We start from the raw sequence: 26,870 nt of genomic DNA, 5'->3' as shown, positions 1-26,870 counted from the left end.
TTTCTCGGATTTTTTAAAGAGACTCAAATGTTTTTGAGTGATTTGGGAAAAAAATTTAGGGAATGGCAACCCGGATCTTGGCTATGTAGTCTGCCAAAGCTTGTTTTGCTTTGGGAAATTCATGTCCATTTTCTTCAATGATCCTTTGGATGGCAGATCCGATGATGATTCCATCCGCATAGCCAGAAATTTGCCCTGCTTGGTCTGGCGTGGAAATACCAAACCCTGCACAAATTGGCAATTGGATGGTTTCTTTCAGAAACCGAATCCTTTCTTTCAAATCAACAGAGAACTCGCGGCGTTCGCCAGTCACACCGAAGGATGTAACATAGTAAATAAAACCTGTAGAGGTTTTTTTCAATGCTTCAATTCGTTTTTTAGTCGAAGCTGGTGTGACCAAATGGATGAGATCCATATCTCTTTTTCTTAGTTCTTGGAATAAAACTTCACTTTCTTTGGTATCAAACGGTAAATCAGGGATCACAAGGCCGACTACCCCAGAATCTTTTGCTTGGTTTAGAAAATCTTCAATCCCGCAGTGAAAGATTGGATTGAAGTAAGTTAGGTAAACAAGTGGTACATCTTTTTTGTGTAAGTGAATTTCTTTCGTCACTCGAAAGATTTCAGAAAAAGAAAATTTATTTTTCAAAGATCTTGCGACTGCTCTTTGGATCACAGGACCATCTGCGACTGGATCAGAAAACGGAATCCCTAATTCTAAGATATCAGCACCATTGTCTAAAATCGTTTTTCCAAATTCGATGGAATCATTATAATTTGGGTCTCCAAGCGTAAAGTAAGGAATAAACGCAGATTTAATTTTTCCACTTTCAAAAAGATCTTTTATTTTACTCATTTACTCTTTTCACCTAACAAACGTAGTACTTCCGTAACATCTTTATCACCACGACCAGATAAACAAATGATCAGATCTTTCTTTTTCCCTAAATCTTTGGCAACATCCCTTGCTACATGGAACGCATGTGCTGTTTCGAGAGCGGGAATGATTCCTTCAATCCTTGTCACCTCTAAAAAGCAATCTAGCGCTTGTTCGTCTGTAACCATTCGATAATCTACTCGTTTCGATTGAGACAAAAAAGCATGTTCTGGACCAACACCAGGATAGTCTAAACCGGCGGAAACAGAATGTGCAGGTACAATTTGACCAGCTTCATCTTGGATGATGAGAGTTTTTGTTCCATGCAAAAACCCAGTTTTACCATAAGTTAAAGTGGCAGAATGTTCACCAGGTTTTGGACCAAGGCCACCTGCTTCTGCACCATAAATGGCAACATGTTTGTCCTTTAAAAATGCTGTGAACATCCCAATCGCATTTGATCCACCTCCCACACAGGCAACGATTGCATGAGGGAGTTTATGGTTTTGTTTTTTAAACTGAGACCTTGCTTCTTTCCCAATCACAGCTTGTAAATCACGTACGATTGTTGGGAATGGATGAGGTCCGATGGCAGATCCAACAATATAATGAGTTGTTGAAACATTTAGAGCCCAATCACGCATGGCTTCACTTGTTGCTTCTTTGAGAGTGGCTTCCCCAGCAGTCACTGGTAATATTTTAGCACCTAACATCTCAATTTTTTTGGCATTCAGGTTTTGTCTTTCGACATCAACTGCTCCCATATACACAACAGTTTCCATACCAAACATAGCACCAACTGTAGCTGTAGCAAGGCCATGTTGGCCTGCACCAGTTTCTGCTATGATTCGTTTTTTGCCCATGAATTTTGCAATTAACGCTTGTCCGATGGCATTATTAATTTTATGAGCACCAGTATGATTAAGATCTTCTCTTTTTAACCAGATACGTGCACCTCCCCAATGTTTGGTGAGACGTTCTGCAAAAGTTAAAGGACTAGGTCTTCCGACATAATTACTTAAGTAAAACTCCAATTCTTTTTTGAATTTTTTACTTTTCTTTAACTTGTGATAGGTGGATTCAAGCTCTTCAAGAGCTTCTGTTAGAATTTCTGGTGCGTATCGACCGCCAAATTCTCCAAAATATCCAGGTTGGTTTTTGCCCATATATCCTAAGATAGATGCCTAGGTGAATATGAAAACTGCTTCTTTTGGGGGAGGAGGGGGATTTTTTGGTAGAGATCCCCGCCCGTATCGAACTGGGTGGGGTTATCCACCCGCCACCCAATGGCCTCTGTTTATCACAAAAGCCGCTTTTGATCGATAAAATTCCTAATTCCTTAAAAAATTCTTGGGAAATGTTCATGTTCCCGCAAGAGAGACATCCTTTTCGATGGCTTCTTCAAGGTTTGCGATTTTTTTCTGTAGGTTCTTGACGAGATCTTCGTTTGTTGTGAAGGGAATGGTCTCTTCCGCCATGGACTTACGATCAAGAATGGTGATCTCATTTTTTTCCAAAAACCCTTTTCCTAATGTGATTCGAATAGGGAATCCGATGAGTTCAGAATCTTTAAATTTGAATCCAGGTCCAAGGTCACGGTCATCCCACAACACTTCAATCCCGGCGACAACAAGTGCCTTGTAGATGGACTCAATTTTTGCGATATCATCCGGATTTTTGGCTATACTCACCAAACAAACTGTAAACGGTGCGATGGAGACTGGCCAAAAAATTCCTTTGTCATCATTACATTGTTCGATGACAGTTGCCATACAACGGTTCACACCAATTCCATAACAACCCATGGTTGTGGTGGTGGCTTTCCCTTTGTCATTGAGAACCGTGATGTCAAACGCTTTGGAATACTTTTGGCCTAATTTGAAGATGTGACCCACTTCGATCCCCTTCTCTGCGGTTAATCCAGTTCCACAAGAGGGACAAGGGTCACCCACTTTGGCTTGAGAAACATCGATCTTTGTCACTTCCTCTTCTTTGAAAAAAGAAGAGAGCTGAACACCCGCTATGTGGTGATCAATTTCATTTGCACCAGCAATATAGGCAAAATTCCAATCGATTAAGGCATCAATGTAAATTTTAAGTGAATCGGATTTTGGAAACCCTGGTCCGATAAAACCTGGAACAAGGCCTAGCTTTTCCATTTCGGCTGGTCCCATTGGTCTTAGTTCATTACAACCCAAGTGGTTTTTTAATTTATTTTCGTTTAGCTCACGATCTCCTTCCAAGAAGACGAGGACATTCTGTCCATCGGCAACGAGTGCCACTGCTTTCAAAAGATTCTCTTCTTTTGTGTTTAAAAACTCTGCAACTTCTGTGATGGATTTTTTTGCTGGAGTAGAAAGTTTCCCTTTACCATCAAATGCTTGTTTGGTTGTATTTTTTTTAGCAATCACAGGAGTTTTTTCAATGTTTCCTGAATAGTGGCAAGAAGGACAAATTGTGAGTGTCTCTTCACCAATCGGTGACACGACCATAAATTCTTCCGAAGCGGAACCACCCATATTCCCTGAGTCTGCCTGCACAGGAATGGTCGAAAGTCCCATGCCTGCAAAAATCCTACGATAGGTTTTACGCATCCTTTGGTAAGTTTTGTCCAACGATTCATCATCTAAATGAAACGAGTACGCATCCTTCATGGTAAACTCACGAGAACGAATCACACCAAACCTTGGGCGGATTTCATCCCGGAATTTTGTATGGATTTGGTAGACATTGATCGGAAGGTCTTTGTAAGAACGAACCATTGGTTTTACAAGCACACAAAACGATTCTTCGTGTGTGGGCCCAAGGCAACTTTCGTTGTCATGGCGGTCTTTCAAACGAAACATCTCTTTTCCCATTTTGTCCCAACGACCTGATTCTTTCCAAATTTCACTCGGAGTTAAGATGGGAAGTTGGAATTCCAAAGCTCCTGCCCCGTCCATTTCTTTTCTCACGATGCCTTCGATTTTACGAAGTACACGTAAACCAAGTGGTAAATAGGAATACAGGCCTGCTGCAGACTTACGAATGAGGCCTGCTCGCATCATCAATTTATGAGAAGCGACCACTGCATCTTGCGGGTCTTCTTTGGCAGTTGGAATTAAATAGGAACTAGCTTTCATTTCTTTTTCTCTTTTTGATTAACAATCTAACAATACAAAGTTTAGTTTAAAAAATACGCATCACATCATTGAAGGAAACATAAAGGCCAAGCCCGATGAGAAAGAAAAATCCCAATCGGAAGATTGCTTCAATTGCCTTTCTTGGAAGTGGTCTACCTGTGATCGCTTCATAAGCATAGAGTACAATGTGTCCGCCATCCGCCATGGGTATGGGAAGTAAGTTCATCACCATAAGCGCTAATGAAATTTTAGCAACAAAATCAAGATACGTGACCCATCCATATTCCAAACTGATCCCAGCAATCTGCACAATTCCAATTGGACCCGATAGATTTTCTTTTGGCGATAACAGACCCGAAAACAACATGCCAATTCCTTTTAAGGTAGTGGAGACGTTTTCGTATACTTTATTCCCAGCACCGACAAGCGATGAATAAATGGTTGATTCTTTCTGTAATTTTTCGGCCTCAAATTTCATGGAAGCGCGAAATCCAAGAAGGCCAATTGGTTTCAAATTGACATCAGCAAAGTATTTCATATTGCCGATCCAAATTTCTTTTTTACCACCATTGGCTTTTAAATAAGAGGTAAAGGCATCCGCTGTTTCAAAAGATTGGTTTTCAATTTTTAAATTCGAAAGTCGATTTTCGATTTCTGCATCATAACTATCCAAACGGAAATAAGGGATCCCTAATTCAGGGAATTTTGGATGTTGGATATTCCAAAACTCAAACACATTCGCACCTAACACAGGAATTTGAATGGTTACTTTTTCTGTTGCCCAAGGTGTCAGAAGTGGATAGGTTTTTCGTTCCACTTCGACAGGGATGGTTTTTCCCTGGTGTTTTCCAAGTTCCGTCTGTAATTCAGGAACGGTATGAACATCTACTCCCGCCACGGTTAAAATCATATCTCCATCTTTCAAAAAAGAGAGAGCTCGACGTCTGAGTGATTTTTCCCGTTCTGCAATTTCGTGTTGTTTGAGGAGTTCTTCTGGAATTTCTTCCTTTCGCTCTTCTATCTTTTCTTGGAAGTAAACGGAAGATTTATCTTCTTTATCTAAAACATTTGCCATAAAGTGGCTGATCTGTTCCCCATAAGTAAAGGTAGCCACCACTCTTCTTTCTCCATACGGCATCACACCAATCGTAGGATGCCCACCAGCAGAGTATAAATTGGGAACAATTTCGACTGTCTTTGTTTCGTTATCCCGTTTGTACGTCACTTGGATGGGATCACCCGAAGTTAAACTTACATTGGTAAAAATATCTTCAAAACTTTCTGTGGGTTTTCCATTGATGGATAGAATCTTATCTCCAGTACGAAGACCTGCATTGTAAGCAGGACTTGATACTTTGTTTGCATCTTCTATGAAAATGCGGTTGGAAGAAGGGCTATCTCCTGAAAGTTCCAATACAAATAACAACAAAAAACCTAACACTAAATTGGCGAATGGACCTCCAAGCACAGGAACCATACGACGAAGTGGTGGAGTGGCAAGTAAATCCCCTTGTTTTGGCTTTTTAGTTTTGCTATAATCATCTCCACGAAATAAAACATAACCGCCGATGGGAATGGCGGTGATTTGGTAGATGGTTTTCCCAATCCGTTTTTTCCAAATCCCTTTTCCATAACCTAACGAAAAGATACGTGCTTCCACACCTACCAATTTCCCACACAAGAGGTGCCCCAATTCATGGATAAAAATCGATACAGCTAACATGAATACAGCGCCGAGTATTAATACGATCATGTAGTCACTCCCCCTTTTAAAAATTCAGATTGGATCAAATTACGTGTTTCCTTGTCTTTTTCCAGATACCCTTCCAGGGTCTCTGGAAATTCATTTTTGACTTGGTTTAAGGCAGACTCAATGAGCCTTGGAATGGCGGTAAAAGAAATTTTTTCTTCTAAAAATAGTGCCACAGCTTCTTCGTTCGCTGCATTAAAGATACAAGGTGCCACTCCCCCTGCTTTCCCCGCTTGATAGGCGAGTGTGAGTCCTGGGTAACGTTTTGTATCAGGTGGAAAAAATTCCAAGGTTTTCCAAGTGGAGGGTTTGCGTTCAATGAGCATTTGAGGAGTTGGACTTGGGTAAAATAAAGAATGAGCAATGGGATACACCATATCTGGGTGGCTTGTGTATTGCAAACAAGCACCATCTATGGTTTCAATGATCCCGTGTGTGAGAGACTGCGGGTGGATCACCACCTCAATCTCGTCATACGAAAACCCAAAGAGAAAATGTGCTTCGATGACTTCGAGACCTTTGTTGATTAGGCCCGCTGAGTCCACAGTGATTTTCGGGCCCATGGACCAAGTTGGATGGTTTAGCGCCTGTTTTACGGAAACATGTTCTAACTCATCAATAGGAAAATTCCGAAAACTCCCGCCTGAAGCAGTGAGAGTAATCGCTCTGATATTGGAACGAGTTTCCCTTTCAATGAGTTGGAAGAGTGCATTGTGTTCGGAATCCACTGGCACCATGAGTGTTTTGTGTTTTGCCACCAAACGATTGATCAGTGGCCCAAAGGTAACAAGTGTTTCTTTATTGGCAATGGCAATTTTTTTGCCAGCCTCAATGGCTGCAATGGTAGGTAGGACTCCCCTTGCCCCAACCACAGCTGTTACCACCACATCCACGGAAGGCAATTTGACTAAGTCCGATAAGTGTTGGTCCCCATACAAAATCTTGGTGGATCCAAAAACATCCCCAAACTGACCCACTAACTTGGGATCGGTGATACACACCACTTCAGGAGAAAATTCAGCAATAAGGACCTTCGCCGTTTCCCAATTGGAATGAACCGAAAAACTACGTAGCGAAAACTGGTCTCGGAATTGCCTTAGCACCTTCACCGTGGAAGAACCAACGGAACCTGAAATTCCTAATACCGAGACACCTACCATATATGATTTAGACAGATCCTTAGTCGAATGATCAGACAGGGAATCCGAGGAAACCTTTGAAAAGAAAATAATAATAGATCGCAGGCACCGTAAAAAGAAGTGCATCCGCCAAGTCCAACACACCACCATGACCAGGGATGAGACTTCCGGAATCTTTGATTTTGGCATCACGTTTCATCGCAGACTCAGCCAAATCTCCCATCACAGAAATCACGGAAATCACAAATGACAGGATGATGGTTTCCACAATCCCAACTGGCAATTTCACACCACTAAAATGTTCCCAAGCCACATTGAGAACTTGTGCTCCGATGACAGCCGTTAGGTTACCTGTTACGTAACCTTCCCAAGTTTTTTTCGGAGAAATTTTTAAACCTGCTGGGTGTTTTCCAAACCAACGACCACCAAAATAGGCTCCTGCATCACTCATAAAGGTGATCACCGAAACAAGGAAAATATAGTAAGTTCCAAATGGCAGGGCAAGGAGGAGTAAAAAATGACCGATCGGTATCGCGATATAGATGGGACCGAGCATGGTTCCACCGACAGAAAATAATGCCCCATCTAACGGGCGTTTTAGAATTTGCAAAATCCAAACCGTGATGGAAAGTGCCACGAGTAAAAAAGGAATGGGATGGAATCCTTCTCGGAAAAGTTTCGAAAGTTCCAAAACAAATCCAGGAGGTGTCACTTCAAATTGTAATCCCAAAAATTGGATGTAATACACAGTAAAAATCAATAGGGAAAATAGTAATCCCGTTCCAAAAAATGGTTTTGATTCTTCCGTTTTGCAAAAGGCATACAACTCTTTGAGTCCCAGGTAAATCAATACGACACCGAAGAGATAAAATTCTATGAAATACCATGAGCTATGAAAGATCATAAACACGTAGATAAATGACAAAACAATTGCGGACAGAATACGGAGTGTCGTTTCACTCATAACAAACCACCAAATTTTCGTTTTCGGGAATCAAAAAACTGAAGAGCTTCCTCAAGTGAGGTCCTTCCAAAGTCCGGCCAAAGTGTACTCGTAAAATACATTTCCGCATATGCACTTTGCCATAATAGAAAGTTAGAAATCCTTTGTTCTCCTGCAGTTCTGATCAATAAATCTACAGGTGGTAAAGGTGATGTATACAAATATTTTTCAAATTCTTTGGGGGAAATGGCTTTGTCCAAAGGTTCTTTTTTGGCCTTGCGTGCCGCCATTACACGTGAAAAATTACTTAAAATTTCTTCATGACCACCGTAGTTCAAACAAAAGTTAGCTGTTAGTTTTTTATTTTTTTTAGTCACTGCCATGGCGTGGTCGATTTTGGATAAAACTGTTTTAGACAGTTTGTTCCTTGCCCCACTGTGGTGGATGCGAATTCCTTTTGCATGAATGGTATCGAGGCGAGTCTCTATAAACTCAACTAACAGACCAAAGATGGCCTGGATTTCAGTGATAGGACGTTTCCAATTTTCTGTGGAGAAAGCGTAAAGGGAGATGTTTGGGATTTTGTATTCCAAAGCCACGTCCAAAAGGCGATCAATTGCATTTGCCCCTTCTCTGTGGCCTTCGGTTCTTTTTTTCCCTTGGTTTTCCGCCCACCTGCCATTTCCGTCCATGATGACAGCAATGTGGGAAGGGATTGTATTCAACTTCATAGGAAATTAAAGAGTAGTGATCTCTTTTTCTTTTTCCTTTTCTAAATCTCCCAATTTTGCAATATAAGAATCCGTAATTTTTTGGATTTTATCTTGGTGGCCTTTGACTTCATCTTGGGACATTTCAGATTGGTGTTTTTTTAATTCATCATTGGCATCACGGCGGATGTTACGAATCGCAACTTTTTTTTCTTCCGCTTTTTGTTTCACCACTTTCGCAAGTTCTTTTCGTCTTTCCCCTGTTAGTTCAGGGATATTGATACGAATGCTAGAACCGTCGTTATTTGGTGTGAGACCAAGACTTGCAGCAAAAATTGCTTTTTCAATGTCTTTTAACATTCCTTTTTCAAAAGGAGTGATGAGAATCACACGTGGTTCAGGGCAGGCAATTTTCCCAAGTTGGTTGAGAGGTGTAAGTGTTCCATAGTAGTCCACTCGCACATCTTCCACCATCATCGGATTTGCTTTTCCCGTTCGAATGGTTCCAAAGTCTTTTTTTAGAGCTTCAACAGTTTTGTCCATTTTGGACTGCATGGATTTTATAATTTCATCTACCATCTAGAATCACTTCCTCTGAATTAGAAATCAATGTACCAATTGGTTCCCCATCGATTAATTTTCTTAAATTACCAGCTTTAAAAATATCAAACACTATGATTGGCATATTATTATCCATACATAGACTGAGTGCTGTTGAATCCATTACCTTTAACCGGTGTTTGATGGATTCCATAAAAGAAACTTGTAAATACCTTTGTGCGTTTGGATCTTTTTTTGGATCCGCAGTGTACACACCGTCCACTTTGGTTGCCTTAAGAATCACTTCGCAACCCACTTCCACAGCCCGTAACGATGCAGTTGTGTCTGTAGTAAAGTAAGGATTCCCTGTTCCCCCAGCAAAAATAATCACACGATTTTTTTCTAAATGGCGAACGGCACGTCTTCGAATATATGGTTCTGCAACGGATTTCATTTCGATGGCGGAAAGAACTCGGGTAAACATCCCTTGTTTTTCGCATGCATCTTGTAAGGCGAGACCATTCATGATGGTACCAAGCATACCCATATAATCGGCAGTGGCACGGTCCATTCCAGACTTTGCTAAGGTTTCGCCGCGGATCATATTCCCACCGCCAACAACCACAGCCACTTCTAGACCTAAGTCATGAACTTCTTTGATTTGTCCGGCTAGTGAGAATGTTTTGTTGGTATCAATACCAAGTTCACCCTCACCGGCGAGAGCCTCGCCGGAGATTTTAATTAGGATGCGTTTGAAACGCGGACTAGTTCCCACCTACTTGGAACCTCGAGAACCTACCAACAGTAATGTTCTCTCCAAATTTTGCAATGGCTTCTTGGAGAAGGTCATTGATGGTTTTGGAGTTGTCACGAATTGATTTTTGGTGGATGAGACAAATCTCTTCGTAGAACTTTTTCATTTTACCAGGAAGGATTTTTTCGATTTGATCCGCTTTTTTCCCTTCTTTTTCTAGAAGAGCTTTTTGTACGTTCATTTCGTTCTCAATTTCAGATTTTGGAATGGATTCTTCGTTTACATACAAAGGATTCATCGCAGTGATTTGAAGAGCGATCTCTTTTCCAAGAGCTTCAAACGCTTCGTTGTTTGCTACGAAATCAGTTTCACAGTTGAGTTCTACAAGAACTCCTGTTTTTCCTGTTCCGTGAACATATGCGATGATTTTTCCTTCACCAGTTTCGCGACCTGCACGTTTTGCAGCTTTCGCTAAACCTTTTTCTCTGAGATATGTGACTGCTTTTTCAATGTCGCCACCCTTTTCTTCGAGTGCTTTTTTGCAGTCCATCATCCCCGCGCCCGTACGTTCGCGGAGGTCTTTGATTTGTTCGGAGCTAACTGCCATTACTCTTTACCTTCTGTAGCTTCAACTTTTACTTCTGCTTTTTTTGCTGCATCAGCATCCACAGGGATGTCTTTTGCGACTGGAGGAAGTTCATCGTCCATGATGAATTTTCCGGACTCATCGTACTCACCTTGGTATTCAAGTGCAAGTTGTTCTGCGTCCATATCTTCAGCAAAATTTGTTTGGATGACTTCGCCACCAGTTCCTTCCAGAACTGCATTTGCCATAGTATCAAGGAATAAGGAAATCGCGCGGATCGCATCATCGTTACCTGGAATTGGGTAATCGATTGGCTCTGGATCACAGTTAGTATCAATCACAGCAAATACTTTTAAACCAAGTTTTTTTGCTTCTTTGACTGCGATTTCTTCTTTTTTCGGATCAATTACAAACAGGATTTCAGGCACAACTGCCATATCCTTAATCCCACCAAGTGTTTGGCGGAGTTTTTCTAATTCGCGTTTGAGAGAAAGTGCTTCTTTTTTTGTACGAGCTTCTTGTTCGAAAGAGTTGTTCTCTTCCATTTGCTCAAGTCGTTTCAAACGAGCAATTGACTTCTTAACTGTGTTCCAGTTTGTGAGAAGTCCACCTAACCAACGGTTAGATACATAGTACATACTGCACGCTTGTGCTGCTCTTTCGATGGCACCGCGAGCTTGTTTTTTTGTTCCCACAAAGAGAACTTTTTTTCCTTGGCCAGTTAACTTTTTCAAAGCATCATAAGCTTCTTTTGTTTTTTGAACTGTCTTTTGGAGGTCGATGATGTGAATCCCGTTACGAGCCGTATAAACATAAGGACTCATTTTTGGGTTCCAACGACGTGTTTGGTGACCGAAGTGTACGCCTGCTTCTAGCAGACTTTTCATGGAAATTACTGACATACTTACCCCTTTTTTAGTGCGAGATATCCAGACGCTACAAGACCAATGATACTTGCAGGGGTTAGCTGGAACTCGACTTTAATTATATAAAGCTCAAACGATACTGGTGAATCGAACAAAAACCGTGAGAGAGTGTTTGTGCCAAAGAGTCGGTCAAGGACCACTCCAGCCACAGCTCCCGCCATCAGTCCCAAAAAAAGCACCAAAAGCAGGTTCCCCATCTGGGTTTTGTTCATCCAAAAGCACCTTTATCAAGCTTTCCTGTCAGAATTTGGAATTTGGGCAGATTGTCAAGGGGAAAGGAATTCCAGGGCCTCGAAAAGAGGTTCCCATTAGATTTCCAATGGGTTCGTCAGTAATTTCCAAAAAACTTAGGCTAAAACATTTTTTCGGGCGCACATTTCCGGCTCTCCCTCGGCGAGGGCGCTCAATCGATCCGGGGCGCTTTTGGGATCCACTGCCCTTTTTTGTTTCCAACCTGGTAGATTAGAAAGTCTGATTCATTCCAATTCCAAACCAAAATAAATTTCGTGGAATCATTTGACTTTGGATCCTGTTTAAGGCCCAAACTTGAACCAAATCTGTTGTATCCGTTTGGTTGATCACACTTCTGACAAGTTCATTGCGAATTCCAAATAATTGGGAAGGATCGGCAGTCATTCCATCCCGTTCCGAAAGATTGGTGGGCATTCGATTCGTTTCAGAATTCACAAAGTAAATTTTATCATTATCGTATAATTGAATCTCTGGTCTATGCGCATGATTGAAGGAAAGGAAAATTTGGTTCCAGAAAAACTTGATCGATGAAGTTATATCGTTTAAACCTGATTTTTGTGAATCGGGATTGTTCACCCAAACATAACCGAAACTAGTTGTCCATTCAAAGGAAACTTCCTTTTCTTTCATAAAATGATGACCCAAGGAAAACGAGGAATAATGGCTTGAATAACCCGCTTGCGTATTTGCAGAAGTTTGTTTAAAAGATTGTATCGTTGGATTCAATGATTGTTTTAACCATGGCATCTCCCACCAAATAAAATATTCATTCCAAGTATTTTTAGATGAGCGATCTTTTTTAAAATACCACCAAGACCCTACTGTGAATGTTCCAAATCTTCTAGTTTCCATTTCATAGGCAAAGGTAGTAAAGAGTCCATCGGTTCTACCAAGTCCGTTTCGTTCGGAATAAGTTTTGATTTGTGTTGGAGTGATTGCACAAGGATTTGCAAAAGGATCATTTGCCAAAGAAGGATCGCAGTTTTCCGAATAAACTGCGTTAGAAGGATCATAATAATTGGTGTTGTCATTTGGATTTGTTAAAAATTTACCAGTCCACCGATTTAAATCGATTTGATTTCCACCAGGATAGGTTTGTATCCTTTGGTCCGAATCTCGATCTCCTCTACCTTTTAATGCAATGTTTGCTTCTAATTCAAAAAAAAATCCGCTCTGATGTGAGATTCGAGCAACAGGAACATACGTATAGGCTTCTGAAATACTTTTATATGGTAGATTGTCTCGACGAGAAATATAATCTCCTGAAAAACTTTGCCCTCTCCAAACAAAGTCATTAGTAATCTCATGAGTGACTTCTATAGTAACCGAGTCCTCTTTTTTCTCCACATCATCCAATTCTTCCCTTAACATTTCATTTTTGTTTTGAGAATCCCTTCCCTTTCCTTCAGCATAGATCGTATTCGAAAAAAGAACGAGAAGGCAGATTAATTGACAAACTCGAACAATTCTATCTGTAAGTAAAAAATGATTCATAAGAATATGAGATCGATATCGAAACAGACTAAAACTTCACTTTTTAGACATATACGAAGTTTTCTTCGTTCATTTTATTTCTAAAAATTCATTACTTTTTTCCCTTCTAAATTGTATTTCCAGAGGACCCACCTGGTCCAAATAACCCACGACAGACGGGGAAGTTCAATTGGAAAATTGTAGGTTTGTTTCGATCAAACTGTTCACAAGGGAAAAATAGCACCTCACCGATGCAAACATCCAAAGATTTTTTTTCCACATAATCCGATAAAGAAGCGCAACTCTGTAATGTTTTTTGAGACTTATCGGTCGTTTTAGAACTAGTACAACTAACTGCACGTCTTGTTGTCAAATAGCCAGCAGACAAAAGATAAAAATCTGATGCATCCGGACAAATTGACTTTTTGAAGAGGAGTGCCACACTGAACTTTCGAAAGGCTTCGTCTCTTGGAATTTTCGATGTATCTAGTTCATTTTTTGTATCAAAGAATAAATCCCCAACACAATTTCCAAATAAAAGCATCACAACAGAAAGGACCAGCGTTTGTTTCATCATTTGTTTCTTCTTATTTACAAAAGTAAAATTACCTTTATCGAAAAACACGAACACACAAATACATTTTCAAAATGGATAGAATTTTGTTTTATACTTTTTTCTTACTGAAGACAATTCTGTGACACTTGTTATATGAAACTCTTACAAAAAGAATCATCGTATCAAAATACAAATAGGCAATTGTACCAATCTCACCAAATCACTAAAAATCAAACACACAATTGGCCTTGGTACATTCAAGTTTCAACATTTACCTGGACATGAACAACGTCATTGAAATCTATAACTTTATCGTGAAACAATCATTTCAATTCCAAAATATGATTTAAAATTCGATACACCATCAAATTGATATTCCATAAATAATAAAAACCAAATTTATTGCGAACATTTTTATAATTCAATAGTCTAATATGATTATAATCATTTTACATCGAATTGTTTTGTTATTTTTTTTATAGAAAAACCCTTGCCTTCAATTTTTATCCTGATCCTATAGATTCCATGAGACTGATCCTCGTATCCAACAGGTTACCAGTCCAGTGGGATGGGACTCCCAATGTAGGCGGACTGGCCACTGGACTTTCTAGTTTTCTTTCTCACTGGAAATCACAAGGCAATGAAATTCTTTGGGTAGGCTGGCCTGGCAAATCTATACCCGAAAAAGAACAAAATCATTATGCAAATCAAATGCATAATGAACACGGAACCATACCTGTTTTTCTGAAACAAAAGTTAGCTGATTCTTTTTATAATGGTTTTTGTAATAAAACCATTTGGCCATTATTTCATTATTTCACAGCACACTGTGAATTTTCTGATTCAACCTTTAACTCCTATGAAGAAGCAAATGAAGAGTTTGCAAAGAAGATTCGCGAAATTTACCAACCTGGGGATTGGGTTTGGGTTCACGACTACCATTTGTTTTTATTACCCGGGATACTAAGAAACGAATTTCCGAATATCCTAATGTCATTTTTCTTACATATCCCCTTCCCTACATTTGAAATCTTTCGTTTGTTACCAGAAAGGTTTCGAACTAAGATATTAAAGGGATTACTTGGTGCCGATCTCATCGGATTCCATACACAAAGTTATACCCAATACTTTCTTAGAACACTCCTGCGGTGTTTAGGAATTGAAAACGAACGAGGGATCATTTATTTCCAAAACCACCTTACAAAAACTGGTGCATTCCCCATGGGAATCAATGTGGAACAATTCTCTAAGTATGCGAATTCAAAAGAATGTGATACGATTGCAAATCAAATCAATATTAACCACAAAAACTTAAAACAAATCCTTTCTGTAGATCGACTTGATTACACAAAAGGTGTTTTACAACGGTTAAATGCATTTGAATTATTTTTAAAACAAAATCCAGATTGGATCAAACGATGTAAACTCGTATTGGTTTTAGTTCCTTCCCGTACCGATGTATCCTCTTACCAATCCATGAAACGAGCAATTGATGAAAAGGTGGGTGCTATTAATGGAAGTTTTGGAACTTTAGACTGGACACCGATTTTATACCAGTACAAAGGATTCCCATTTGAAGAATTGGTCCCTTTGTATAAGAATACACATGTGATGCTTGTCACTCCCTTCCGAGATGGGATGAATTTAGTGGCGAAAGAATTTTTGGTCTCTCAAAAAAACGGGATGTTAGTTTTAAGTGAAATGGCTGGTGCTTCGGCAGAATTACCAGAAGCCATTCTCGTCAATCCAAATGATGTAAGTGGTATGGCAAATGCGATTAAAGAAGCCATTGAAATTGAAGAATCAGAAATTTTAAAAAGAAACGAAGTGATGATATCTCGCTTAAAGGAAAATTCGGTCATGGATTGGGCGAATAAAATTTATATCGAGACTGAAGAGACGGCCAAACGAAATCTCAATTTCCAAACCAAATCTATATCTCCAAAATCAGATGTTCTATTACCAAAGTCGAATCGTCCCATATTCATTTTCTTTGATTATGATGGTACTTTGGTCCCATTCCAATCCTTACCCCATTTAGCAATACCGTCAAAAGAACTTATAGAATCCTTATTACAACTTTCGAAATTTTCAAACGTCTCGATCGCCATTATTAGCGGCAGGGATCGAAAATTCCTAGAATCAATTTTCACTGATTTGCCCTTACATCTGATCGCCGAACATGGAGCATGGCATAAACCTCCGGATTTAACCGAGTGGAATTCTTTATTTCATTCCAATGTGGATTGGAAAAAAGAAATAAAATCACATTTAGATGAATTTACCAAACGTGTTCCAGGATCTTTTACCGAAGAAAAAGAATATTCTTTGGTATGGCATTTTAGAAATGCAGATCCAGACATCGGACTCAATGCCGCAAGAGAGATGTTAGATGAACTCTCGCAAATCTCATCTAACAGTGGCTTTTTTGTACAAAGAGGCAATAAAATCATCGAAGTGAGAGAATACGGAACTGGGAAGGGAAAAGCTGCGAGAAAAATTCTTCCTGACATAGAACAAGAAACTTTTGTTTTTGGTGATGATACGACGGATGAAGATATGTTTCGCGAAATACCAGAAAATGCAATTACAGTCAAAATCGGTAAATCAGAAACAATAGCTAAATACAGGTTTCATAACACAGAAGATGTCCATTCTTGGATAGGAAGTTTAATCAATCACTTAGAAGCTGTAGGATCAAATGCAACATAAATATAATACAGGTATCATTGGGAACGGTAGTTTTATCTCACATATCAATTCGTCTGCTGAAATTGTTTGGATGTGTTGGCCTTACTTTGATAGCTCACCCATTTTTGGGAATTTGATGGATGAAAAATGTGGGAATTTTCAAATTCTGCCAAACACTAAAGTAACCAAGAACTCTCAAGTTTATTTAGAAAATACAAATATACTAAAAACAGAAATCCATACTGAATCGGGATCATTTGCAGTGATCGATTTTGCACCAAGATACTATCAAAATGGAACCCTCCGATGCCCGCGAAATTTATATCGAAAAATAGTTCCGCTGACGGGTGATGTTAAGATAAAAATTCTATTAAACCCTACATACGATTTCGGAAATCAAACATTAGAACCAAAAATAGTCGCTGAACAAATTGTTTACGAAACAAAAGAATTCCAGGTTTATATTCAATCCAATGTTTCCTTAAATCAAATATTGAAAGAAAAAGAATTTATTCTCAATCAACCTATTTACGTATCTCTTTTAGAATCAGGAGAAATCAAAAGTTCCCTTTCCGAATTTGTCGAAGCAGAATTCACAAAAACCAAACATTATTGGCAAAACTGGGTGAAACATTGTACCATTCCCAACTTCGCCCAAAAACAGCAAATTCGTTCAGCTCTCTGTTTAAAACTTCACCAGTTCCAAGAAACAGGTGCCATCATTGCCGCATCAACTACGAGTTTACCAGAATCGCCGAATTCAGGAAGAAATTGGGATTATCGATTTTGTTGGTTACGAGACGGTTTTTACACTTTATTAGCGTTAACTAATCTTGGCCAATTCGAAGAATTAGAAAAGTATTCACAATATATCAGCAACCTAACACCAACAGAAGATGGCCGATTCCAGCCATTGTATAGTATATTTGGCGAATATTTATTAGAAGAGAAAATTTTAGATTTACACGGGTATTTAGGAAACAAACCAGTTCGGATTGGTAATTCAGCATATACACATAAACAAAATGATGCTTATGGACAAATCCTCTTATCACTACTGCCTTTGTATTTAGATGAAAGGATTCCTGAAAAAAATAGATTTCATAATTTAAACTTGATTCAAAATATTTTAGATCAAATTGAAATCACAATGCAAGAACCAGATGCAGGTCTATGGGAATTTCGAAATTTCTCACAAAAACATTGTTATACATTTTTGTTTCACTGGATTGGTGCCAAAGCAGCAAAAGAAATCGCCCTCAAACTAGAAAAACAAAACTTATTGGAAAAAGCTGAACGATTGATGAAAGACGCTGAATTCAATATCGAATTGTGTTTTAATGAAGAACTTGGATGTTATACTCAGGCACAAGGGAAAAAGGACTTAGATGCCAGTTTATTACAACTCATCACTTTAGGTTATTTGGATCCACATTCGGAGAAAGCGAAATCACATATCAAAGCAATAGAATCACAATTAAAAACCAAAGAAGGATTTATCTACCGTTATCTCCATAAAGATGATTTCGGAAAACCAGAAACTACTTTTTTAGTTTGCACGTTTTGGTACATCGAAGCATTGGCTTGTATGGATCGACTGGAAGAAGCAATTCAGCTATTTGAATTTGTATGTGAACATTCCAATCATGTTGGTTTGTTTAGCGAAGACATTGAATCAAATTCGGGAAACCAATGGGGAAATTTTCCACAAACCTATAGCCATGTGGGTCTTGTAAATGCAGCACATAAAATTGCTTCAAAACGGACTAAAAGTTTATTTTGGTAATTTTTTCGGAAAATGAAAAACATATTTTTCTGATCAGACTCGATCATACCTAAATTCAAATTCATATTTTTCAGTTGAATTTTTTTTATTTCATTTAATACTAATGTTCCCGGCTTCCCAATGAAAGAAAACGAAGACATCACTTTAGAGGAGGCAAAAGAAAAAATAGCCTACTTAGAAAATCTTCTAAAAGAAAAAGACCAAACCACATATAAAACTTTTTTTGACCAAGATGAAGATGCCGTTGTTGTTTTTGATTTGGAAAGCCAATTATTCATCGATTGTAATGCAAAGTTAACAGATATATTAGGTTTTACTAAAAAAGATTTGTTAAGTTTATCCGTGATAGAAATTAGTCCCAAGTTCCAACCAAATGGACAACCTTCTCCAATATTAGCAGAATTTTATATAGAAGAAGGATTCAAAAAAGGAAATGTAAAATTTGATTGGGTACATTTAAATCGCGATGGTGAAGAAGTTTACTGCGAAGTCAAACTCTACAATTACATTTCAGAAGATGGGAAACGGATTGCACGAGGAGTCATTCAAAAAAAAGACCAACTCATTGAACTACAAAAAAAGTTAGGAGAAAAAGAAAAACTACTCACCAAAGTTACCAAAACTCTTCCCGCCATCATTTACATCCAAAACTTAGCAACGGATGAATTTTTATACCTAAACAATAGCATAGAAAGTTTTTTAGGATTTGAAGTTGAACCTATCCTCAACTATGAATACCTAATCCAAAATATTCTACACCCTGACGATCTTCACCTCATAGACGCGCATTCAAAAAGAATGTTAGAAGAAAAAAATACCGATATATACGTGTTAGACTTTCGAGTTTTCCATAAAAATGGAAACATCCATTGGTTTCGTGTTTGGGAAACCAATTTTTCATTTAATAAAGAAGGAATTCCGACGGAAGTATTGGGTATTGCCCAAGACATCACTTCTACGAAAAAAATTGAATTACAACTAAAAAAACAAAACGAATTAGGTGAAGAGATACGAAGGATTTCAAAATCTGGTGTTTGGGAATGGACAATTGAGTCAAATCAAATGTTTTGGACCCCTGATTTGTATTATTTACTAAACGTAAATCCAAATCATTTTTCACCCACCATACATTCGTTAATCGAATTTTTTGCAATTGAAAGCCAAGAGACATTAAACCAAGCTTTAACAAAGGCAAGGATCGAACATTCTCCCTTTGATTTAGAATTAGAAATCAAAGGGAATCCCAAAATATGGGTAAAGGTGCAGGGAAAATTCATTTTGTCAGAAAGAAACGGTCCCATCATCATTGGAAGCATTGAAAACATAGATGAAACGAGAAAAAAAAGAATCGCTCTTTTGGAAAATGAAGCAAGGTTCCATAAAGTTGCCGATCAAACAGGACTCATCATTTATGATTACGATATCAATGAAGATAAAATCACATGGGATGGAGCAATCAAATCAGTACTTGGGTATGAAATCGAAGAATTCAATCATTTGGATATTAATGGATGGCTAAATCTCATTCATCCAGATGACAGAATGTTCACCAAAGAATTACTAGCTGATGCAATCGGAACCAAAAGTCCATACCATGCTTTTTATCGTCTTAGGAGAAAAGACAATACCTACATCCCAATAGAGGATAGAGGTACATTCATCGGAACTGATCTTACAAAATCAACAAGACAGGTAGGTGTTTTAGAAAATGTATCTGCAAAAATTGAGTTTGAATCAAAACTAGAAAGTAAAGAAGAAAGATTCCGCAATTTTTATAACTTTGCAAGCGAAGCTATTATCATCACGGAAGGAGATAAGATAGTAGATGCAAATCTTGCTTTTAAAAAATTATTTGGATATGATTCATTCCAAAAAGTTTCCATTAAAGATATCATTGCAGATCCTCTTTGGGATGGTTTGGGAAAAAAAGAAAAAAGTTTTTCATTAGAAGGCATCAAAAAGGACGGAACCTTAATCCCAATCCAAGTAAATAAAAAAGAAATAGAAGAAGGCAAATGGATTCTTTCTTTTATCGACCTAACATTGATCAATGAAGCAGAATCAATCAAAAAGGCACTTAGAGAAATCCAAGCAAAAAATAATCTGATTATCACACAAAAACTTGAATTAGAAAAAACATTAGAAGAACTAAAAATCACACAATCACAATTGATCTTAAATGAAAAAATGGCATCACTTGGCCAACTCATTGCAGGAATCGCACACGAAATCAACAATCCAATGGGAGCCATACAAGCATCAAGCCAATTGATCTTAGAAAACATTAAAAATCAGATCATCAACCAAGAAAATATCATTCAATTGTTATCATCCAAACCAAAAGGAAAACGTGAAATTTATTTTAATTGGATGGTTGATTCTTTTTTGAAACGAAACCATTTACATGGATCAGAAGCGAGAAAACAAAAAAAGTTGATCCGAGAAAAATTGGAATCATTGGGTTGTAAAGATCCTGATTTTGTAGCAGAGGAAATTGTTGATTTAGGAGTTCAAAACTGTTTATACATGATAGAACACTTATGCCATGAGGAAGATTTTTTAGATTTTTTTAATTATGGGATGGATTACATTCATACAACACAAAATCTAAATTCAATCCTTGAATCAATCCAACGAGTTTCAAAAATTCTTTATGCTCTAAAAAACTTTTCACATTTTGATAAACAAGGGGAAAAAATTGAAACCGACCTGGTGTCAAATATTGAGACTGTTTTAATCCTTTATAATAGCCAAATCAAAACAGGTATCGAAGTGATTCGCAATTACCCTGATTCTCCAATATGGATCCGCTGTTTTCCAGATGACTTAATCCAAGTTTGGACAAATTTAATCTTTAATGCCATCCAAGCAATGTCATACAAAGGAACTCTTACCATCACAATCAAAAACGAATCAGCAAACCAAGAAGGAACCAAATGGATCGATGTAATGATCCAAGATACAGGTTGTGGGATCAAAGAAGAAATTAAAGATAGGATATTCGAACCATTTTTCACCACAAAAGAGTTAGGTGAAGGAAGTGGATTGGGCTTAGACATTGTAAGACGAGTGATCTTCAAACACAATGGAAAAGTTTCTGTTGATTCCATACCTGGCAAAACAACTTTTAAAGTTTCTCTCCCTCTATAAAATTTGATAATTCATTCAAAATTAAGATTGAAATCGAACGAAATCTCATAAACTCCTTTGCACAATGTTGCATTTTCTTCTCAGCTTACTCCCTTGGACTAAAAAAGAATGGTCTGATTTTTGTGCCGATCTGGCTCCTCTTCTGGGTTTATTTATTTTTTCATCAGAACCTAGAAATATCATGATCGCACTGTATCCCGAACTTTATTTTGTTTTTGGTTTTGGAATGTTAAGACTCATATCCTGTGCTATTTTTGCTGCCATCCAACAGGGTAAAGAAGCTGGTTTACAAGATTTGGAAATTCCAAAACCAGTCATTGGAAAAATATTTTATTTTATCTTTGTACCTTTTTTTGGTGTCATCCTATTCATTGCACTACTTTGCATCATAAGTTTACTCATTGGTTTTAATTTTTTCTTTTATATGATGATTGAACTCTTCTTGAGCGTTGCAACCACAGGTGTATTGGAAACTAATTTTAATTTTTTAACTCTTTACCAATCACTCAACACCAAAGAGCAGTATTATATTTGGGGGATCTTTTTATTTACATTGTATCGTTATTTACCAAAACTTTTTGATTTTTTTGAATCAAAAGCATATAAAAAATACAATGAATCTTGGGCTTGGGTGGCGATGGGTACACCAAAAATCCCAAAACATAACCAATTCCAACGGATGTTACAATCATTCAGAGCACTAATAGGTGCAGATAATAATCCATCTGAGCTTTGGGAATATACACCTTTGTTCTATTTTGGATTCTTATTTTTTTATTTCGGTGCACTCATACTAATGATCAAACTTCCAGTATCAGGACCTATTATCACACTCGTAATCAAAGCATTTGTTGAGATGTACTTTTTCCGTTTATTTAAAGAAATTCCCAATCAGGAAATGGAAACAAAATCATAATGAAGGCAATCCACTACTTTTACTTATTCCCAAAAACCATTTTTAACCAATTCATACGCAAAATCTTTTCCGATGCCAATACTTGCTTCTGTTATCAAAGCTAAACGATTATACTCTAGATAGGGATTCATTTTGAATCCTTATGATTCAACCTGATTTGGATGACTAGTTTTGATTTTACATTCAATACCGCCTCATCGAAGGTAGGTGGTCCGAATGTATGTATAGGTGGATTCCTTGAAACTCCCCAAGGTTCTTTTGGCAAACCAATGAATGTTGTGTCCATTTTTCCGTTTCGATTTAAGTCTTCTAACACAGAAACTGCATACTGTTTATCCGGGATCCCTTTAAATTGGCAGGTAGTTTTCTGATGATTAGTTTCCACTCCCACAATTTTATAACTTGCAAGTTTTTCATCTGAAAGAAATCCATTTTCCGTTTCATACAATGCACACAAAATCACTGATTGATTGGATTTACGATTCAGTATCTCCACTTCCAAATCACCTGCGAATAACGAAAAAAAAGGGAAAAAGAAAATTATCCCAAATAATCCTATGACCAACTGCATTCCAAGACTCCTTTGTTGCCAGTGACAACATTGTTTACATTGTCAACATTTAGGGCGTATCCATAACCCCGTCAAACTTTTTTTATATTTTTTTTCAAACCGAGGGAATGGATTTCCAGAGATATGGGTGAAGAGAGTCTTCTTAGGCACGAAAATACCAACCACTAAAATGTTTTCACTTCACATTTAAGAGGTTGGCATTGTCATTCATAGATTCTTATTTTCTAGAAGCCAAAAGATAGGAAGCACTGTCTTCATAAAAATGATAGGAAATAATTTTTCCATCTTTTAATTCAACCTTGAGTGCCCAATCACTTTGGAATGGTTTGCCTGTGTCTTTGATGATATGGAGGAAAGATCCACTAGCATAAGCGACATTCCCTTTCCCAACGATGTTTTCTACTTGGAATTGTTTTGTATCAAATTCTTTTCCCATATTGGAAAGAAAATCTTCCACACCTTTGAGTCCTTGGTAAGATCCATATAACTGACCTTCGTTTCGACTTCCAGTACGAACTGCTGTGATGACAGTTTTCTCATGAAAACAACTGATAACTCCTGCCATATTTCCTTTCCCAAATTCGTTAAAAAACGTTTCCAATACCTTATCACTGGAAATTCGGCTTGTTTTAGCGAATACCCCTACACTTCCCAACACCAATGTTGCCAACAACAATACAGGCCTCATACTAACTCCTTTAATTACGATACTATTGGTATCGAATATCAACACTGATAGTATCGAAATATAATTGACGTCAATCCATTTTTTATAAAGATTCCCCTATGGTTCAGAAAAAAAATACATTCAAAACACAAGGAAGACCCAGATCGGAAGATTTGGAACCAATCGTATTAAAAGTTACCTATGAAATGTTAGCAAAAAAAGGGTATTATGGTTTTTCATTGGATGAAATTGTCTCCAAAACTGGCATTGCAAAAACTACCATTTATAGAAGATGGCCCAATAAGGCAAAATTAGCAATGAGTTCCGTTTCTCATTTAATCTCACCTTTTTTGGAGTTCCCAACTAACGAACCATTTAACAAAGCCCTAATCAATCAAATGGAATCCTTATCAAATTTATTTAATGGAAAATTTGGAAAAGTAATCGCAACTTTGATAGGTGCAGGCCAACAAGATCAGGAACTTTCTGAGTCCGTCCTGAAAGAATATTTATTACCAAGAAGATTGGCCGCAAAAGTTTTTTTTGAAAATGCAATCAAAACTAAACAAATCAAACCATTAAGTGACGATGACATAGAAGTTTGTATGGACATTCTTTATGGAACTTTGTACTTCCGGCTATTGCTGAAACACAAAAAACCTATTTTTTCTGATCTTAAACCTTGGTTAGAGTTATTTTTAGAAACACTTAAGAAATAACACTGATTCAATGATTTTCTTCTTTTTAATTTAGAATCTTTCAGGTATCATCGTTTGCATGAAACGAACTCAGTTTATCTCAATACTCTCTTTCATTGTCTTCCAATCATGTGTTGTTTTCCAAGCAACCAAGGTACCTTCTAATAATTTAAAAGGAACATTAGAAGGAGATGTTTCTAAATCACCCAAAATTGTATTTTTAGGTGATAGTATTACTCATGGTCGAGTGAGTTATGATTATGTCGAATCAATCAGGAAAAATCCAAAGTTGGCAAATGCATTAGTTGTTAATGAAGGGATCAACAGTCGATTGACAGTACAAATCCTAGAACAACTCGATTCTGTAATCAAACTACAACCAGATTATGTTTTTATCATGATAGGAACCAATGATTTAAAAGCAACATTATCAAAAGAGGAATATGATCAATATGCAAGTTTATGGGATTTAAAAGAACCAGTTACTGAAGATAGTTTTGTTCAGAATCTAACAACAATTGTGAGGAGAATCCAAAATGTAACCAAATCAAAGATCATTCTTTTTTCTCCTCCAATTTTAGGCGAAGATCCGAATTCCATTCCATTTTTAAGATCCAAACGTTTTGCAGAACTTACAAAAGAAGTCGCTACAAAACAAAAAGTAATGTACAAACCACTCCATGAAACTTTAACAAAAGGTTTGTTATCGGTACAAAATCTCAAGAAAACACCTTATGTCAAAAGTACTTGGAACATGTATTGGACAATTTTAAAGTATTATTCCACTACATCCTCTTGGAATGATTTAGGAGAGGCTAACGGATATTATTATCTAACTGACGCAATCCATTTGAATGAACGTGGTGGCCAAGTAGTTGAAACAATGGTTTTAGAAACTTTGATTTCAGAAAGAATATAAAATTCTACTAATACATTCAATTCCAACATCCAGGAGATTTATGTCGGAAATCCCTGGATTCATTTTTGAATCTGCTAAAAAACGAAAGCCTTCTCTCCAAATTTAAGGAGTACTACGAAGCATTTTAGGCATCGTAATCTTTTCTTTCTAGACAAAATTTCGTTTCCACCCGTACAAACAAAGGAATCTCAGAATTCTACGATAATTTTCGTCTCTTACATTGAGGAAGAAACATGGCTATAGAAACAGATGAAATACAGAAATTTGAAAGAACGTTATTCCGAAAAGGTGTTTCTCTCATCGTTTTTACTAAGTATGGGTTAGGAATTATTTTCCTTTTAGGTGTTGCCTCCAATTATGCGACTAAAAGTTTTTTACCCAATTTGATAGGTTCCCTGATTTATTTAGTCAATGCCATCATACCAGGTTATTTACTCAAAAAAGAAAAAGAAATTTCGAAACGAATGGCGGCATCCATAGTCTTTATCGATTTGATGATCATCGTGTGTTTTTTCTATTTAGATATTTATAATAATTATACAAAAGCAGATGCTAGTAACACATTAAGTACGGGAATATTTTACATCATCTTCATCTTTATCGCTATCTATTCCAGTTTTTTATTTGATACTAAATTGGTGATGACGATCGGTATAGTATCAACTTTTTTGTATATCGGTGGGATTTATTTGTCCCATTCATTAGGTTCTGTTTTTATTCCAAAACCATTCCCAGAAATGTTAAGAGCCAATCATATCATTGTCACCACAGAAGTTCAGAAGATTATCTTCTATTTTGGCGTTATTTTTAGTTTACGATTCGTAGTTTCTTTGATGAGAGAAATGCAAAATGACCTAAAAACTAAGTTAAAAGAAAGTTTAGATAAACAATCAATTATCACAAACAAATCACATCAGTTAGAAAAATCAGCAAACACTCTCGCCTTATCTGTAGACAAATTACAGTCCATGTCTGACGAACTCCACAACCAATCGCAAAACCAAGCAGCATCGGTCGAAGAAATTTCCGCATCCGTTGAAGAACTTTCTTCATCTGCGATTAGTTCTGCAAACTTGGTAGAAGACCAAGTCACACGGGTCAAAATTGTAGATCAAAACTTTTTATCTCTCCAAAATATAAGTGAGAGTGTGAAAACTAAAACAATGCAAATTGCAAAGGATGTCAGTATTTCTGCTGATTATAGTAAAAAAGTAAAAATTTCTTCAGAAGAATTAAACGGCATCTATTCAGAACTCAACCAAGCATTTTCGAAAGTCGAAGAAATCAACCAAATGATGTCAGAAATTGCCGACCAAACCAACTTACTCGCGTTAAATGCCTCAATCGAAGCTGCACGTGCAGGTGAACACGGTAGAGGTTTCGCAGTTGTTGCTCAAGAAGTAGCTAAATTGGCGGAACGTTCGCAGTCCAATGCAGGAACAATTGCAAAAATTGTAAAGGACGCTGGACTAAAAATTAACGAGGGCACTCGATTCTCCAAAGAAGTGAAATCGCAAGTAGAAAATCAAAATAACGAATTGTTACGGATTGAAAGCGAAATTTTAGGTTTAGAGGGACATGTGACAGAACAAGAAGTCCTGAACCTAAAACTCAGAAATACGTTCTCAGAACTCCATGTCCTTTCCGAACAAATTGGAATCATCGCACAGGAACAAATGACAGGTAGTAAGGAGATCAACCGTGCGATTTCTGTCATCGACGAAACTACGCAAAAACTCGCGGATTCAGTTGAACTCCTCTACGAAGAGATCAATGAAATCCACTCACAGGCAAAACAATTGAATATCGTTTAGGGATTTAGATGAGATGAATTCAGTTCGTAA

General features: G+C 37.5%; 23 protein-coding genes. 7 read left to right on the top strand and 16 right to left on the bottom strand.

All coding sequences use genetic code 11. The annotated features are described in order from the left end of the window. Positions 1 to 55: 55 nt before the first annotated feature. The 14 genes from trpA to ND855_RS03455 all read right to left on the bottom strand — a co-directional run bounded on the left by trpA (position 56) and on the right by ND855_RS03455 (position 13,649). Positions 56 to 856 carry a tryptophan synthase subunit alpha gene (gene trpA / locus ND855_RS03520; protein ID WP_265357214.1) on the bottom strand — a complete coding sequence of 267 codons (801 nt, stop codon included), beginning with the start codon at positions 854 to 856 and terminating at the stop codon, positions 56 to 58. Further along, on the bottom strand, positions 853 to 2,043 hold the full coding sequence (trpB, locus tag ND855_RS03515; RefSeq protein WP_265357213.1) for a tryptophan synthase subunit beta: 1,191 nt from the start codon (positions 2,041 to 2,043) through the stop codon (positions 853 to 855). Before trpB ends, trpA begins: the two co-directional genes overlap by 4 nt. 195 nt (positions 2,044 to 2,238) lie before the next feature. Next, complete coding sequence (locus ND855_RS03510) at positions 2,239 to 3,999, bottom strand: proline--tRNA ligase (RefSeq protein ID WP_265357212.1); 1,761 nt, start codon at positions 3,997 to 3,999, stop codon at positions 2,239 to 2,241. A gap of 46 nt (positions 4,000 to 4,045) precedes the next feature. Beyond that, on the bottom strand, positions 4,046 to 5,752 hold the full coding sequence (locus tag ND855_RS03505; protein ID WP_265357211.1) for a site-2 protease family protein: 1,707 nt from the start codon (positions 5,750 to 5,752) through the stop codon (positions 4,046 to 4,048). Continuing rightward, on the bottom strand, positions 5,749 to 6,909 hold the full coding sequence (dxr, locus tag ND855_RS03500; protein WP_265357210.1) for a 1-deoxy-D-xylulose-5-phosphate reductoisomerase: 1,161 nt from the start codon (positions 6,907 to 6,909) through the stop codon (positions 5,749 to 5,751). The genes ND855_RS03505 and dxr overlap by 4 nt, the downstream gene beginning before the upstream one ends. A gap of 31 nt (positions 6,910 to 6,940) precedes the next feature. Further along, positions 6,941 to 7,852 (bottom strand): phosphatidate cytidylyltransferase, encoded by a 912-nt coding sequence (locus tag ND855_RS03495; protein ID WP_265357209.1) that lies wholly within the window; start codon positions 7,850 to 7,852, stop codon positions 6,941 to 6,943. Continuing rightward, positions 7,849 to 8,562 carry an isoprenyl transferase gene (locus tag ND855_RS03490; protein WP_265357208.1) on the bottom strand — a complete coding sequence of 238 codons (714 nt, stop codon included), beginning with the start codon at positions 8,560 to 8,562 and terminating at the stop codon, positions 7,849 to 7,851. The genes ND855_RS03495 and ND855_RS03490 overlap by 4 nt, the downstream gene beginning before the upstream one ends. Before the next feature lie 6 nt (positions 8,563 to 8,568). Continuing rightward, the gene (frr, locus tag ND855_RS03485) at positions 8,569 to 9,120 is read right to left on the bottom strand and encodes a ribosome recycling factor (RefSeq protein ID WP_135618518.1); all 552 of its coding nucleotides are present in this window, start codon (positions 9,118 to 9,120) and stop codon (positions 8,569 to 8,571) included. Beyond that, positions 9,110 to 9,856, bottom strand: a complete 747-nt coding sequence (gene pyrH / locus ND855_RS03480) for a UMP kinase (protein WP_265357207.1) — start codon at positions 9,854 to 9,856, stop codon at positions 9,110 to 9,112. The genes frr and pyrH overlap by 11 nt, the downstream gene beginning before the upstream one ends. Beyond that, complete coding sequence (tsf, locus tag ND855_RS03475; protein ID WP_100717690.1) at positions 9,846 to 10,442, bottom strand: translation elongation factor Ts; 597 nt, start codon at positions 10,440 to 10,442, stop codon at positions 9,846 to 9,848. The genes pyrH and tsf overlap by 11 nt, the downstream gene beginning before the upstream one ends. Continuing rightward, positions 10,442 to 11,323, bottom strand: a complete 882-nt coding sequence (gene rpsB, locus ND855_RS03470; RefSeq protein WP_100717689.1) for a 30S ribosomal protein S2 — start codon at positions 11,321 to 11,323, stop codon at positions 10,442 to 10,444. The genes tsf and rpsB overlap by 1 nt, the downstream gene beginning before the upstream one ends. A gap of 2 nt (positions 11,324 to 11,325) precedes the next feature. Further along, a complete protein-coding gene (locus ND855_RS03465) occupies positions 11,326 to 11,559 on the bottom strand; it encodes a hypothetical protein (RefSeq protein ID WP_265357206.1) in 234 nt (77 codons plus the stop codon). 250 nt (positions 11,560 to 11,809) lie between these two features. Continuing rightward, positions 11,810 to 13,093 carry a hypothetical protein gene (locus tag ND855_RS03460; protein WP_265357205.1) on the bottom strand — a complete coding sequence of 428 codons (1,284 nt, stop codon included), beginning with the start codon at positions 13,091 to 13,093 and terminating at the stop codon, positions 11,810 to 11,812. A 106-nt stretch (positions 13,094 to 13,199) separates the two neighbouring features. Continuing rightward, positions 13,200 to 13,649 (bottom strand): hypothetical protein, encoded by a 450-nt coding sequence (locus ND855_RS03455; protein WP_265357204.1) that lies wholly within the window; start codon positions 13,647 to 13,649, stop codon positions 13,200 to 13,202. 504 nt (positions 13,650 to 14,153) lie between these two features. Between ND855_RS03455 and ND855_RS03450 the strand changes: the two genes are divergently transcribed. From ND855_RS03450 to ND855_RS03435, 4 genes are all read left to right on the top strand, one after another. Continuing rightward, positions 14,154 to 16,340 carry a bifunctional alpha,alpha-trehalose-phosphate synthase (UDP-forming)/trehalose-phosphatase gene (locus tag ND855_RS03450; RefSeq protein WP_265357203.1) on the top strand — a complete coding sequence of 729 codons (2,187 nt, stop codon included), beginning with the start codon at positions 14,154 to 14,156 and terminating at the stop codon, positions 16,338 to 16,340. Continuing rightward, a complete protein-coding gene (locus tag ND855_RS03445; RefSeq protein WP_265357202.1) occupies positions 16,330 to 18,105 on the top strand; it encodes a glycoside hydrolase family 15 protein in 1,776 nt (591 codons plus the stop codon). The genes ND855_RS03450 and ND855_RS03445 overlap by 11 nt, the downstream gene beginning before the upstream one ends. Positions 18,106 to 18,225: 120 nt before the next feature. Beyond that, positions 18,226 to 21,255 carry a PAS domain S-box protein gene (locus tag ND855_RS03440; RefSeq protein WP_265357201.1) on the top strand — a complete coding sequence of 1,010 codons (3,030 nt, stop codon included), beginning with the start codon at positions 18,226 to 18,228 and terminating at the stop codon, positions 21,253 to 21,255. A gap of 181 nt (positions 21,256 to 21,436) precedes the next feature. Continuing rightward, entirely contained in the window at positions 21,437 to 22,171 is a 735-nt protein-coding gene (locus ND855_RS03435) for a hypothetical protein (protein ID WP_265357200.1), read from the top strand. Positions 22,172 to 22,298: 127 nt separating this feature from the next. On the opposite strand, the gene ND855_RS03430 is transcribed toward ND855_RS03435, so the two are convergent. Together ND855_RS03430 and ND855_RS03425 are read right to left on the bottom strand one after the other, a co-directional pair. Further along, a complete protein-coding gene (locus ND855_RS03430; RefSeq protein WP_265357199.1) occupies positions 22,299 to 22,742 on the bottom strand; it encodes a DUF2141 domain-containing protein in 444 nt (147 codons plus the stop codon). A 217-nt stretch (positions 22,743 to 22,959) separates the two neighbouring features. After that, entirely contained in the window at positions 22,960 to 23,430 is a 471-nt protein-coding gene (locus ND855_RS03425) for a nuclear transport factor 2 family protein (protein WP_265357198.1), read from the bottom strand. A 98-nt stretch (positions 23,431 to 23,528) separates the two neighbouring features. Between ND855_RS03425 and ND855_RS03420 the strand changes: the two genes are divergently transcribed. From ND855_RS03420 to ND855_RS03410, 3 genes are all read left to right on the top strand, one after another. After that, complete coding sequence (locus tag ND855_RS03420) at positions 23,529 to 24,128, top strand: TetR/AcrR family transcriptional regulator (RefSeq protein WP_265357197.1); 600 nt, start codon at positions 23,529 to 23,531, stop codon at positions 24,126 to 24,128. Between the two features lie 58 nt (positions 24,129 to 24,186). Beyond that, on the top strand, positions 24,187 to 25,026 hold the full coding sequence (locus ND855_RS03415) for an SGNH/GDSL hydrolase family protein (RefSeq protein WP_265357196.1): 840 nt from the start codon (positions 24,187 to 24,189) through the stop codon (positions 25,024 to 25,026). Between the two features lie 233 nt (positions 25,027 to 25,259). After that, positions 25,260 to 26,840, top strand: coding sequence for a methyl-accepting chemotaxis protein (locus ND855_RS03410; RefSeq protein WP_265357195.1), 1,581 nt, complete (start codon positions 25,260 to 25,262; stop codon positions 26,838 to 26,840). The last annotated feature ends 30 nt before the right edge of the window (positions 26,841 to 26,870 follow it).

The organism is Leptospira paudalimensis (assembly GCF_026151345.1).
Taxonomy (GTDB): Bacteria; Spirochaetota; Leptospiria; order Leptospirales; family Leptospiraceae; genus Leptospira_A; species Leptospira_A paudalimensis.
Note: the sequence above shows the minus strand (reverse complement) of the source record. Positions and strands in the feature narration are given on the sequence as shown.

What these genes read in the sequence shown, in the direction of transcription:
- trpA (WP_265357214.1), bottom strand. Translation starts at nt 856, where the DNA reads ATGAGTAAAATAAAAGATCTTTTTGAAAGTGGAAAAATTAAATCTGCG.
- trpB (WP_265357213.1), bottom strand. Translation starts at nt 2,043, where the DNA reads ATGGGCAAAAACCAACCTGGATATTTTGGAGAATTTGGCGGTCGATAC.
- ND855_RS03510 (WP_265357212.1), bottom strand. Translation starts at nt 3,999, where the DNA reads ATGAAAGCTAGTTCCTATTTAATTCCAACTGCCAAAGAAGACCCGCAA.
- ND855_RS03505 (WP_265357211.1), bottom strand. Translation starts at nt 5,752, where the DNA reads ATGATCGTATTAATACTCGGCGCTGTATTCATGTTAGCTGTATCGATT.
- dxr (WP_265357210.1), bottom strand. Translation starts at nt 6,909, where the DNA reads ATGGTAGGTGTCTCGGTATTAGGAATTTCAGGTTCCGTTGGTTCTTCC.
- ND855_RS03495 (WP_265357209.1), bottom strand. Translation starts at nt 7,852, where the DNA reads ATGAGTGAAACGACACTCCGTATTCTGTCCGCAATTGTTTTGTCATTT.
- ND855_RS03490 (WP_265357208.1), bottom strand. Translation starts at nt 8,562, where the DNA reads ATGAAGTTGAATACAATCCCTTCCCACATTGCTGTCATCATGGACGGA.
- frr (WP_135618518.1), bottom strand. Translation starts at nt 9,120, where the DNA reads ATGGTAGATGAAATTATAAAATCCATGCAGTCCAAAATGGACAAAACT.
- tsf (WP_100717690.1), bottom strand. Translation starts at nt 10,442, where the DNA reads ATGGCAGTTAGCTCCGAACAAATCAAAGACCTCCGCGAACGTACGGGC.
- rpsB (WP_100717689.1), bottom strand. Translation starts at nt 11,323, where the DNA reads ATGTCAGTAATTTCCATGAAAAGTCTGCTAGAAGCAGGCGTACACTTC.
- ND855_RS03465 (WP_265357206.1), bottom strand. Translation starts at nt 11,559, where the DNA reads ATGAACAAAACCCAGATGGGGAACCTGCTTTTGGTGCTTTTTTTGGGA.
- ND855_RS03460 (WP_265357205.1), bottom strand. Translation starts at nt 13,093, where the DNA reads ATGAATCATTTTTTACTTACAGATAGAATTGTTCGAGTTTGTCAATTA.
- ND855_RS03455 (WP_265357204.1), bottom strand. Translation starts at nt 13,649, where the DNA reads ATGATGAAACAAACGCTGGTCCTTTCTGTTGTGATGCTTTTATTTGGA.
- ND855_RS03450 (WP_265357203.1), top strand. Translation starts at nt 14,154, where the DNA reads ATGAGACTGATCCTCGTATCCAACAGGTTACCAGTCCAGTGGGATGGG.
- ND855_RS03445 (WP_265357202.1), top strand. Translation starts at nt 16,330, where the DNA reads ATGCAACATAAATATAATACAGGTATCATTGGGAACGGTAGTTTTATC.
- ND855_RS03440 (WP_265357201.1), top strand. Translation starts at nt 18,226, where the DNA reads ATGAAAGAAAACGAAGACATCACTTTAGAGGAGGCAAAAGAAAAAATA.
- ND855_RS03435 (WP_265357200.1), top strand. Translation starts at nt 21,437, where the DNA reads ATGATCGCACTGTATCCCGAACTTTATTTTGTTTTTGGTTTTGGAATG.
- ND855_RS03430 (WP_265357199.1), bottom strand. Translation starts at nt 22,742, where the DNA reads ATGCAGTTGGTCATAGGATTATTTGGGATAATTTTCTTTTTCCCTTTT.
- ND855_RS03425 (WP_265357198.1), bottom strand. Translation starts at nt 23,430, where the DNA reads ATGAGGCCTGTATTGTTGTTGGCAACATTGGTGTTGGGAAGTGTAGGG.
- ND855_RS03420 (WP_265357197.1), top strand. Translation starts at nt 23,529, where the DNA reads ATGGTTCAGAAAAAAAATACATTCAAAACACAAGGAAGACCCAGATCG.
- ND855_RS03415 (WP_265357196.1), top strand. Translation starts at nt 24,187, where the DNA reads ATGAAACGAACTCAGTTTATCTCAATACTCTCTTTCATTGTCTTCCAA.
- ND855_RS03410 (WP_265357195.1), top strand. Translation starts at nt 25,260, where the DNA reads ATGGCTATAGAAACAGATGAAATACAGAAATTTGAAAGAACGTTATTC.